This is a genomic window from Streptomyces sp. NPDC056987, assembly GCF_042673865.1.
Taxonomy (GTDB): Bacteria; Actinomycetota; Actinomycetes; order Streptomycetales; family Streptomycetaceae; genus Streptomyces.
Window position 1 is genome coordinate 19,116 of the sequence record NZ_JBHURV010000008.1, and the last position, 10,970, is coordinate 30,085.

Annotated in this window: 4 protein-coding genes; 2 read left to right on the forward strand and 2 right to left on the reverse strand. The window is 67.6% G+C overall.

Translation table 11 applies throughout. The features are described 5' to 3' along the window. The first annotated feature begins 563 nt into the window (after positions 1-563). Entirely contained in the window at positions 564-4,046 is a 3,483-nt protein-coding gene (gene rpoB / locus ACFTZC_RS11715; RefSeq protein WP_382888638.1) for a DNA-directed RNA polymerase subunit beta, read from the forward strand. A 125-nt stretch (positions 4,047-4,171) separates the two neighbouring features. Further along, positions 4,172-8,086, forward strand: coding sequence for a DNA-directed RNA polymerase subunit beta' (locus ACFTZC_RS11720; protein WP_382888639.1), 3,915 nt, complete (start codon positions 4,172-4,174; stop codon positions 8,084-8,086). Between the two features lie 78 nt (positions 8,087-8,164). On the opposite strand, the gene ACFTZC_RS11725 is transcribed toward ACFTZC_RS11720, so the two are convergent. Together ACFTZC_RS11725 and ACFTZC_RS11730 are read right to left on the reverse strand one after the other, a co-directional pair. Then, on the reverse strand, positions 8,165-9,262 hold the full coding sequence (locus tag ACFTZC_RS11725; RefSeq protein ID WP_382888640.1) for a M48 family metalloprotease: 1,098 nt from the start codon (positions 9,260-9,262) through the stop codon (positions 8,165-8,167). A gap of 60 nt (positions 9,263-9,322) precedes the next feature. Further along, positions 9,323-10,954, reverse strand: coding sequence for a hypothetical protein (locus ACFTZC_RS11730; RefSeq protein ID WP_382888641.1), 1,632 nt, complete (start codon positions 10,952-10,954; stop codon positions 9,323-9,325). Positions 10,955-10,970: the final 16 nt, after the last annotated feature.

A 10,970-nucleotide genomic window follows, 5' to 3' on the forward strand; every position in this document is an offset into this window, starting at 1 on the left:
GGGACAGTCCCGGCGCCGTAGGGCACCACGTTCGTGGTGCCCCGCGGCGCGGCGTTGACATGAAGGGCGATCACCCAGTCGGGTGGTCGCCCTTCCGCGTTCCCGCAGGGGCTGCCTTGCTCTTCGTGCGACGGCGGGTATCGTGATCATCGCCGTGCCACCGCCCGCCGAGTGACCTTCCGCATGGGGTGGGGGGCCTTGACGAACCGCACGGAGCGCGCAATTCTCAGGACGCGTCGTCACAATCGATCCGGATCCGAGGCATGGATCGGTGACGAAGAGGGCAGTAATGGTGTGCGCCTACGGCGCGAGGCTTGCAGCGGTTGAGACAAGGGTGTTGAGAACAACGAGGGTGTCGGAAAACCGGCTCTGGACATCAGTGTGCCAAGTGGCTACACTGACCCTTTGCGCTGCCTGTTAGCTGCTCCCTGCCCGTCACCAGGGGCACCCCCTCGCATGAGCATCGGTGATTGAACAGCTCTGAACTGGGCTTTCTCTCTCGATGTCCGGCTTGGGACACCGGTACGCGCGTAGTGAGTCCGAGCCCTCGGAAGGACCCCCTCTTGGCCGCCTCGCGCAACGCCTCGACCACGAATACGAACAACGGCGCAAGCACTGCCCCGCTGCGCATCTCCTTTGCAAAGATCAAGGAGCCGCTTGAGGTTCCGAACCTCCTGGCGCTCCAGACCGAGAGCTTTGACTGGCTGCTCGGCAACCCCGCCTGGAAGGCTCGTGTCGAGGCGGCTGTCGAGAGTGGGCAGGACGTCCCCAGGAAGTCCGGTCTGGAGGAGATCTTCGAGGAGATCTCCCCGATCGAGGACTTCTCCGGGTCGATGTCGCTGACCTTCCGCGACCACCGCTTCGAGCCCTCGAAGAATTCGATCGACGAGTGCAAGGACCGCGACTTCACGTTCGCCGCCCCGCTCTTCGTGACCGCCGAGTTCACCAACAACGAGACCGGCGAGATCAAGTCCCAGACGGTCTTCATGGGCGACTTCCCGCTCATGACCAACAAGGGCACCTTCGTCATCAACGGCACCGAGCGTGTCGTGGTGTCGCAGCTCGTCCGCTCGCCGGGCGTGTACTTCGACTCCTCCATCGACAAGACGTCCGACAAGGACATCTTCTCCGCCAAGATCATCCCGTCCCGGGGTGCCTGGCTGGAGATGGAGATCGACAAGCGCGACATGGTCGGTGTCCGTATCGACCGCAAGCGCAAGCAGTCCGTGACCGTCCTCCTCAAGGCTCTCGGCTGGACGACCGAGCAGATCCTGGAGGAGTTCGGCGAGTACGAGTCCATGCGCGCCACCCTGGAGAAGGACCACACCCAGGGCCAGGACGACGCGCTGCTCGACATCTACCGCAAGCTGCGTCCGGGCGAGCCCCCGACGCGCGAGGCGGCCCAGACGCTGCTGGAGAACCTCTACTTCAACCCGAAGCGCTACGACCTCGCCAAGGTCGGCCGCTACAAGGTCAACAAGAAGCTCGGTGCGAACGAGCCGCTGGACGCCGGCGTGCTCACCACCGACGATGTCATCGCCACCATCAAGTACCTGGTCAAGCTGCACGCGGGCGAGACCGAGACGATGGGTGAGTCCGGTCGCTCGATCATGGTCGAGACCGACGACATCGACCACTTCGGCAACCGCCGCATCCGTAACGTCGGCGAGCTGATCCAGAACCAGGTCCGTACGGGTCTCGCCCGTATGGAGCGCGTCGTGCGCGAGCGCATGACCACCCAGGACGTCGAGGCGATCACGCCGCAGACCCTGATCAACATCCGGCCGGTCGTCGCCTCCATCAAGGAGTTCTTCGGCACCAGCCAGCTGTCCCAGTTCATGGACCAGAACAACCCGCTGTCGGGGCTGACGCACAAGCGTCGTCTCAACGCCCTCGGCCCGGGTGGTCTCTCCCGTGAGCGGGCCGGCTTCGAGGTCCGTGACGTGCACCCCTCGCACTACGGCCGCATGTGCCCGATCGAGACGCCGGAAGGCCCGAACATCGGTCTGATCGGCTCGCTCGCCTCGTACGGCCGGATCAACGCGTTCGGCTTCATCGAGACCCCGTACCGCAAGGTCGTCGGCGGTGTCGTCACCGACGAGGTCGACTACCTGACGGCCGACGAGGAAGACCGCTTCGTCATCGCCCAGGCCAACGCGACGCTCTCCGAGGAGATGCGGTTCACCGAGCCGCGCGTCCTCGTCCGGCGCCGTGGCGGCGAGATCGACTACATCCCCGGCGACGACGTCGACTACATGGACGTCTCGCCGCGCCAGATGGTGTCGGTCGCGACCGCGATGATCCCCTTCCTGGAGCACGACGACGCCAACCGTGCCCTCATGGGCGCGAACATGATGCGTCAGGCCGTGCCCCTGATCACGTCCGAGGCGCCGCTCGTCGGCACCGGCATGGAGTACCGCTGCGCGGTCGACGCCGGTGACGTCGTCAAGGCGGAGAAGGCGGGTGTGGTCCAGGAGGTCTCCGCGGACTACATCACCGTCACCAACGACGACGGCACGTACACCACGTACCGCATCGCCAAGTTCTCCCGCTCGAACCAGGGCACCTCGGTCAACCAGAAGGTTGTCGTCAACGAGGGCGACCGGGTCGTCGAGAGCCAGGTCCTCGCCGACGGGCCCGCCACCCAGCAGGGTGAGATGGCGCTCGGCAAGAACCTCCTCGTGGCGTTCATGCCGTGGGAGGGCCACAACTACGAAGACGCGATCATCCTCAGCCAGCGGCTGGTCCAGGACGACGTCCTCTCCTCGATCCACATCGAGGAGCACGAGGTCGACGCCCGGGACACCAAGCTCGGCCCCGAGGAGATCACCCGGGACATCCCGAACGTCTCCGAGGAGGTCCTCGCGGACCTCGACGAGCGCGGCATCATCCGTATCGGTGCCGAGGTCGTCGCCGGGGACATCCTGGTCGGCAAGGTCACGCCCAAGGGTGAGACCGAGCTGACCCCGGAGGAGCGCCTGCTCCGCGCGATCTTCGGCGAGAAGGCCCGTGAGGTCCGCGACACCTCGCTGAAGGTGCCGCACGGCGAGGTCGGCAAGGTCATCGGCGTCCGCGTCTTCGACCGCGAGGAGGGCGACGAGCTGCCGCCCGGCGTCAACCAGCTCGTCCGCGTCTACGTCGCCCAGAAGCGCAAGATCACGGACGGCGACAAGCTCGCCGGCCGTCACGGCAACAAGGGCGTCATCTCGAAGATCCTGCCGATCGAGGACATGCCGTTCCTGGAGGACGGCACCCCGGTCGACATCATCCTCAACCCGCTGGGTGTCCCGTCCCGAATGAACCCGGGACAGGTCCTGGAGATCCACCTCGGCTGGCTCGCCAGCCAGGGATGGAAGGTCGAGGGCAACGAGGAGTGGATGGAGCGGCTGAAGGCCATCGGCGCCGACGAGGTCGCGCCCGGCACCAATGTCGCCACCCCGGTCTTCGACGGCGCCCGCGAGGACGAGATCTCGGGCCTCTTCGAGTCGACCATCCCGAACCGCGACGGCGAGCGGATGGTCAAGGGCTCCGGTAAGGCCCGGATGTTCGACGGCCGCTCCGGTGAGCCGTTCCCCGACCCGATCTCGATCGGGTACATGTACATCCTCAAGCTCCACCACCTGGTCGACGACAAGCTGCACGCCCGCTCGACCGGCCCGTACTCGATGATCACCCAGCAGCCGCTGGGTGGTAAGGCTCAGTTCGGTGGTCAGCGCTTCGGTGAGATGGAGGTGTGGGCGCTGGAGGCTTACGGCGCCGCGTACGCCCTCCAGGAGTTGCTGACGATCAAGTCCGACGACGTGACCGGCCGCGTGAAGGTCTACGAGGCCATCGTCAAGGGCGAGAACATCCCCGAGCCCGGCATTCCCGAGTCCTTCAAGGTGCTCATCAAGGAAATGCAGTCGCTCTGCCTCAACGTGGAGGTGCTGTCCTCGGACGGCATGTCCATCGAGATGCGAGACACGGACGAGGACGTCTTCCGCGCGGCGGAGGAGCTCGGTATCGACCTGTCCCGGCGCGAGCCGAGCAGCGTCGAAGAGGTCTGACGGGTTCGCCGGCCGGATCCCCGATCCGGCCGGCTCTCCCCGGACCCGTTCAGACCATTGCTGAAGTGCCCCATCAACTCGCTCACGCGAGGGGCTCGAACCCCCGAAAGAGGGATTGACGACAAGTGCTCGACGTCAACTTCTTCGACGAGCTGCGGATCGGCCTTGCCACCGCGGACGACATCCGGACCTGGTCGCACGGCGAAGTGAAGAAGCCGGAGACCATCAACTACCGCACGCTCAAGCCCGAGAAGGACGGACTCTTCTGCGAGAAGATCTTCGGTCCGACCCGGGACTGGGAGTGCTACTGCGGCAAGTACAAGCGTGTCCGCTTCAAGGGCATCATCTGTGAGCGCTGTGGCGTGGAAGTCACGCGCGCCAAGGTGCGCCGTGAGCGGATGGGCCACATTGAGCTGGCCGCGCCCGTCACCCACATCTGGTACTTCAAGGGCGTGCCCTCGCGCCTCGGGTACCTGCTCGACCTCGCGCCGAAGGACCTCGAAAAGGTCATCTACTTCGCCGCGTACATGATCACGTTCGTGGACGAGGAGCGCCGTACGCGCGATCTGCCGTCGCTGGAGGCGCATGTCTCCGTCGAGCGCCAGCAGACCGAGAACCGCCGCGACTCCGACCTCGAAGCCCGCGCCAAGAAGCTTGAGACCGACCTGGCCGAGCTGGAGGCCGAGGGCGCCAAGGCCGACGTGCGCCGCAAGGTGCGCGAAGGCGCCGAGCGGGAGATGAAGCAGCTCCGGGACCGCGCGCAGCGCGAGATCGACCGTCTCGACGAGGTGTGGAACCGCTTCAAGAACCTCAAGGTCCAGGACCTGGAGGGCGACGAGCTGCTCTACCGCGAGCTGCGCGACCGCTTCGGTACCTACTTCGACGGCTCGATGGGCGCCGCCGCGCTGCAGAAGCGCCTGGAGTCCTTCGACCTGGACGAGGAGGCCGAGCGCCTCCGCGAGATCATCCGTACCGGCAAGGGGCAGAAGAAGACCCGTGCGCTCAAGCGCCTCAAGGTCGTCTCCGCGTTCCTCCAGACCAGCAACAGCCCCAAGGGCATGGTGCTGGACTGCGTGCCGGTGATCCCGCCGGACCTGCGTCCGATGGTGCAGCTCGACGGTGGCCGCTTCGCGACCTCCGACCTGAACGACCTGTACCGCCGTGTGATCAACCGGAACAACCGCCTCAAGCGTCTTCTCGACCTCGGTGCCCCCGAGATCATCGTGAACAACGAGAAGCGGATGCTCCAGGAGGCCGTCGACGCGCTGTTCGACAACGGCCGCCGCGGCCGTCCGGTCACCGGTCCTGGCAACCGCCCGCTGAAGTCCCTGAGCGACATGCTCAAGGGCAAGCAGGGCCGTTTCCGTCAGAACCTGCTCGGCAAGCGTGTCGACTACTCGGCCCGTTCCGTGATCGTCGTCGGCCCGCAGCTCAAGCTGCACCAGTGCGGTCTGCCGAAGGCCATGGCGCTGGAGCTCTTCAAGCCGTTCGTGATGAAGCGCCTGGTGGACCTGAACCACGCGCAGAACATCAAGTCGGCGAAGCGCATGGTCGAGCGCGGCCGTACGGTCGTGTACGACGTGCTCGAAGAGGTCATCGCCGAGCACCCGGTGCTGCTGAACCGTGCGCCCACCCTGCACCGTCTGGGCATCCAGGCGTTCGAGCCGCAGCTCGTCGAGGGCAAGGCCATCCAGATCCACCCGCTCGTCTGCACCGCGTTCAACGCGGACTTCGACGGTGACCAGATGGCCGTCCACCTGCCGCTCTCCGCGGAGGCGCAGGCCGAGGCCCGCATCCTGATGCTGTCCTCGAACAACATCCTCAAGCCGGCCGACGGCCGTCCGGTCACCATGCCCACCCAGGACATGGTGCTCGGCCTCTTCTTCCTCACCACCGACGAGGAAGAGCGCACCGTCAAGGGCGAGGGCCGCTCCTTCGGCTCCACCGCCGAGGCCACCATGGCGTTCGACAACCGGGAGCTGTCGCTCCAGGCCAAGGTCGACATCCGCTTCCCGGTGGGCACCATCCCGCCGCGCGGCTGGACCCCGCCGGTCTCCGAGGAGGCCGACACCGACGGCACCGCGGTGCCGTGGCAGCAGGGCGACCCGTTCCGGCTGCGGACGACCCTGGGCCGCGCGCTCTTCAACGAGCTGCTGCCCGAGGACTACCCGTTCGTCGACTACTCGGTTGGCAAGAAGCAGCTCTCCGAGATCGTCAACGACCTCGCCGAGCGCTACCCCAAGGTCATCGTGGCGGCGACGCTCGACAACCTGAAGGCGGCCGGCTTCTTCTGGGCGACCCGCTCCGGCGTCACCGTCGCCATCTCCGACGTCGTCGTGCCCGAGGCGAAGAAGGCGATCGTCCAGGGTTACGAGGCGCAGGACGAGAAGGTCCAGAAGCAGTACGAGCGCGGTCTGATCACCAAGGACGAGCGCACCCAGGAGCTCATCGCGATCTGGACCAAGGCGACCAACGAGGTCGCCGAGGCGATGAACGCGAACTTCCCGAAGACCAACCCCATCTTCATGATGGTCAACTCGGGTGCTCGTGGAAACATGATGCAGATGCGTCAGATCGCCGGTATGCGTGGTCTGGTGTCCAACGCCAAGAACGAGACGATCCCGCGTCCCATCAAGGCGTCCTTCCGTGAAGGCCTGTCCGTGCTGGAGTACTTCATCTCCACGCACGGTGCCCGTAAGGGTCTGGCCGACACCGCCCTGCGTACCGCCGACTCGGGTTACCTGACCCGTCGTCTGGTGGACGTCTCGCAGGACGTCATCATCCGCGAGGAGGACTGCGGCACCGACCGCGGCCTGAAGCTGCGGATCGCCGAGCGCGGCGCCGACGGTGTGCTGCGCAAGGCGGAGGACGTCGAGACGTCCGTGTACGCGCGGATGCTCGCCGAGGACGTCGTCGTCGACGGCAAGGTCATCGCGCCGGCCAACGTCGACCTGGGCGATGTCCTGATCGACGCCGTCGTGGCCGCCGGGGTCGAGGAGGTCAAGACCCGCTCGGTCCTGACCTGCGAGTCCGCGGTCGGCACCTGTGCCTTCTGCTACGGCCGCTCGCTGGCCACCGGCAAGCTGGTCGACATCGGTGAGGCGGTCGGCATCATCGCCGCCCAGTCCATCGGTGAGCCCGGTACCCAGCTCACGATGCGTACCTTCCACACCGGTGGTGTGGCCGGTGACGACATCACGCAGGGTCTGCCCCGAGTCGTCGAGCTCTTCGAGGCCCGTACGCCCAAGGGTGTCGCCCCGATCTCGGAGGCGGCAGGCCGCGTCCGTATCGAGGAGACCGAGAAGACCAAGAAGCTCGTCGTCACCCCGGACGACGGCAGCGACGAGACGCCGTTCCCGATCTCGAAGCGTGCCCGTCTGCTCGTGGGCGAGGGCGACCACGTCCAGGTGGGCCAGAAGCTCACCGTCGGCGCCACCAACCCGCACGACGTGCTGCGGATCCTCGGTCAGCGCGCGGTCCAGGTCCACCTGGTCGGCGAGGTCCAGAAGGTCTACAACTCGCAGGGTGTGTCGATCCACGACAAGCACATCGAGATCATCATCCGGCAGATGCTGCGCCGTGTGACGATCATCGAGTCGGGTGACGCGGAGCTGCTGCCCGGCGAGCTGGTGGAGCGGTCGAGGTTCGAGACCGAGAACCGCCGTGTGGTCACGGAAGGCGGCCACCCGGCCTCCGGCCGTCCGCAGCTCATGGGTATCACCAAGGCGTCGCTGGCCACCGAGTCGTGGCTGTCGGCGGCGTCCTTCCAGGAGACGACCAGGGTCCTGACCGACGCGGCGATCAACGCCAAGTCGGACTCCCTGATCGGCCTCAAGGAGAACGTCATCATCGGTAAGCTCATCCCGGCCGGTACGGGTCTCTCCCGCTACCGCAACATCCGGGTCGAGCCGACCGAGGAGGCCAAGGCCGCGATGTACTCGGCCGTCGGCTACGACGACATCGACTACTCGCCGTTCGGCACGGGCTCCGGCCAGGCCGTTCCGCTGGAGGACTACGACTACGGTCCGTACAACCAGTAAGGCGTACGTCTGCTGAAGGGCGCCCCACTCCGTCACGTACGGGGTGGGGCGCCCTTCGGCGTCTCGCGGCGGCGTCTTTCAGCGCGGAGCCCGGAGATACGGCTGCAGCCTCAGCAGCCGGGTCGGGTAGTCCGGGTGGGTGGCGAGCAGCTTGGCCAGGGTGCCGGGATCGGCGAGCGGCTTCCCGGCGGCAGCGGCGTAGTGCTGGGTCTGGAGCTCCATGCCGTGCATGGTGTGCAGGACCTCCGCGAGCTTCGGCGCGAAGCCGTGTACCGCGGCGTACTCGTCGGCCTTCAGCTCGGCGCGGCGGCCGACGGCGGCTATCAGATAGGGGACGGCGAGCAGCACGAGCGGCAGCCCGTACAGCACGGTGATCGTGGCCAGGGTGAGAATACCGATCACCAGGATCAGCACGGCCGTGGCCAGGTAGGAGACATAGCTGGTGATCGTGACCGTGAAGACCACGACCCAGTTGATCACCCGCCACGCCACCCGGCCGGGCAGTGAATACCAGTATCCGAGCAGGGACGTCCAGGCGTGCCCGCCCGTGTGGTGGCCGAGTTCATGGGCGAGCACGGCGGCGAGCTGGGCGCTCGGCAGCCTCTCCAGGGCGAACCGGGTGACGCCGACGATATGCCCCGCCGCGGCGTACGCGTTGAGGTCCTGGCTGTTCTCGATCCACAGCTCGTAGCGGTGGCCGTCGACCCCCGCGCGGGCGGTGACCTCCTGCCACACCGGCTGCAGCCGGGCCGCCTCCTGAGGCATCGGGCGCCGCAGCTTCAGCAGATACCGGGCGAAGCAGTCCTCGGCCGGCCGGTGGAAGACCAGGGCGCCCGAGACGATCCAGGCCAGAGTCGGAATCCAGTAAGGCAGGCCCACCACGGCCTCCAGGATTCCGGTCACCAGTAACACCATCAAAAGGCTCATCAGGAACCCGGGCAGATACAGCGCGAGCTGCCCCAGAGCGGTGGCGTCGGCGCCGCGCTGGTGCGCCTTGTAGTATGCCCGCTTCCCGCGGCCGGTCTGGTAGTCGAGATCGTCCGGAGCGTGCGGAGGCTGGGGAAGGGGTGGCGACGTGGGGTACGGGGGCGGCGGGGGCGGCTGAGCGTGGCCTCCGGGGTAGGGGGGCGGCTGGGGAGGGGTGCCCGGGTACTGGGGTTCGGGCGGCTGGGACATGGTCATCCTTATCGGTGAGCGCGAGCGTGGGGTGGTAGGGACGTCAGCGGGCGGACACGGTCACTGGGCGCCGCTCTCGGACGCGTCGCCGCGCCCTTCCACCGCGGCTTCGGCGGAGGGCTGCCGCGGTGCGGGGGGAGCGGGGGTGGCGGAGTCGGGCGGCGGTGCGCCCGGGGCCGGTACGACGGGCGGGCTGCCATACCCGGGTGGCGGTTGCCAGCCCTCGAAGGTGCCGGCCGCGGTGGGCCGTTGGGGCAGGGGAGCGCCGTAGGGAGAGGGCTGCTGGGGCATCGGGGCGGTGTACGGGGCCGCTTGCCGAGCCGCCGGGTGGGCGTACAGGCCGCCGGGCACAGGCGACTGCGGCGGGCCGGGGACGGCGTCCTGCGCGGGCGGTGCGGGTTCCGGTACGGGCTGTGCCGAGGTGGCGCCGGCCTGCGCGTGCGCGTCCGAGGGCGGGAAGTCCGGCGGTGGCGGTGTGCCCGGCTCCGGGGACCGGGGTGGCAGGGGCGGTGTCCCGTGCGGGGCCGGCCTGTGCGCGGGCTCCTGTCCTGTGGCTGTGCCGGGCTGCGCCTGCCCTGGATAGGGCGGGAGTTGCGGGGTGGTGTATCCCTGCTGAGGCACCCCCGGCAGGTGCTGGTTGAGGATGTTGCTCACGGTGCGCAGCGCGAGCTGCTTGGGTGCCTCCAGCTCGTAGTCCTCCGCGCTGTCGCCGCCGATCAGCTGGTTGGCGAGGTCTATCTGGGCTTGAATGAGCCGGAGCTGGTCCTCACGCATGCTGTTCATGACCAGCTGGGAATCCTCGGGGTGCTGCGCAAGGTGCAGGGCCCAGGCGTGCACCCCGCCCTGCTCCAGATGCCACTGGTAGAAGGCGACCTTCTCCGCCTCGAGTTTCTGCATCTCCACCTGCTGGCGGGCCTGCAGCATGGCGTGCTCGTGCTGCCACTGCTGCTGCTGGAGGACCAGGTCCTGCTGCTGCCGCCCGTAGTCCAAGGCGCGGCCCACCTGGAGCGCGTCCTGTTGGCGGTTACGCCGGTCCAGTTCCATGTCGACGTCCATACCGCGTTGCTGCGCGAGGATCTGCTCGGCCGCGCTGTGGTGGATGGCCTGCATCCGCAGCTGGTGGTCGATGTTCTCTTGGTCCCGGCGCAGCCGCGCGGTCCACGACACTCTGAGGCCGGCAACGGAGCCGAGCGGGCCCCACGCGGCCACCGCGCGCAGCATCTCCTGCTCGGCCGCCGCGCTGTCGGCGATGGCGAAGCGCCGGGCCACCGGGCGGGCCGCCTGCTCCAGCTCGCCGAGCAGCAGCCGCGGGACATCCCGGTGGCCGCCGGCCACGAAGCGTGCGGGATCGTCGACCTGCCACGACAGATCGACGATCACCCCGAACTCGAAGGCGTCGTTGTCGCTGGGCAGAGTGAGTTCCGCCCGCACGGGATGGACGCCCATGTCGACTTCGTACACCGAGGTGTACCGCCTGGACGCGGCCTCCGCGCGGGTCGGGCGCAGCGGCGGCAGGTAGGTGTCGTACGAGCCCTTGGGGGTCGAGAAAACCAGGGCGTGGTCGATCCGGGTGAGCAGCTTGCGGGCGAACTCGAATCGTGAGAGCTGCCGTACGGTGATCACGGGGTCGATCAACTCCGTGTGACGGTCGGCTGGCTGCTCCCACTCGGGCGGTCGGCGTAAGTCGGCCATGGTGTGGATCTCCTTG

Coding starts and splice junctions, on each gene's coding strand:
- ACFTZC_RS11725 (WP_382888640.1), bottom strand. CDS start 9,262: ATGTCCCAGCCGCCCGAACCCCAGTACCCGGGCACCCCTCCCCAGCCG.
- ACFTZC_RS11730 (WP_382888641.1), bottom strand. CDS start 10,954: ATGGCCGACTTACGCCGACCGCCCGAGTGGGAGCAGCCAGCCGACCGT.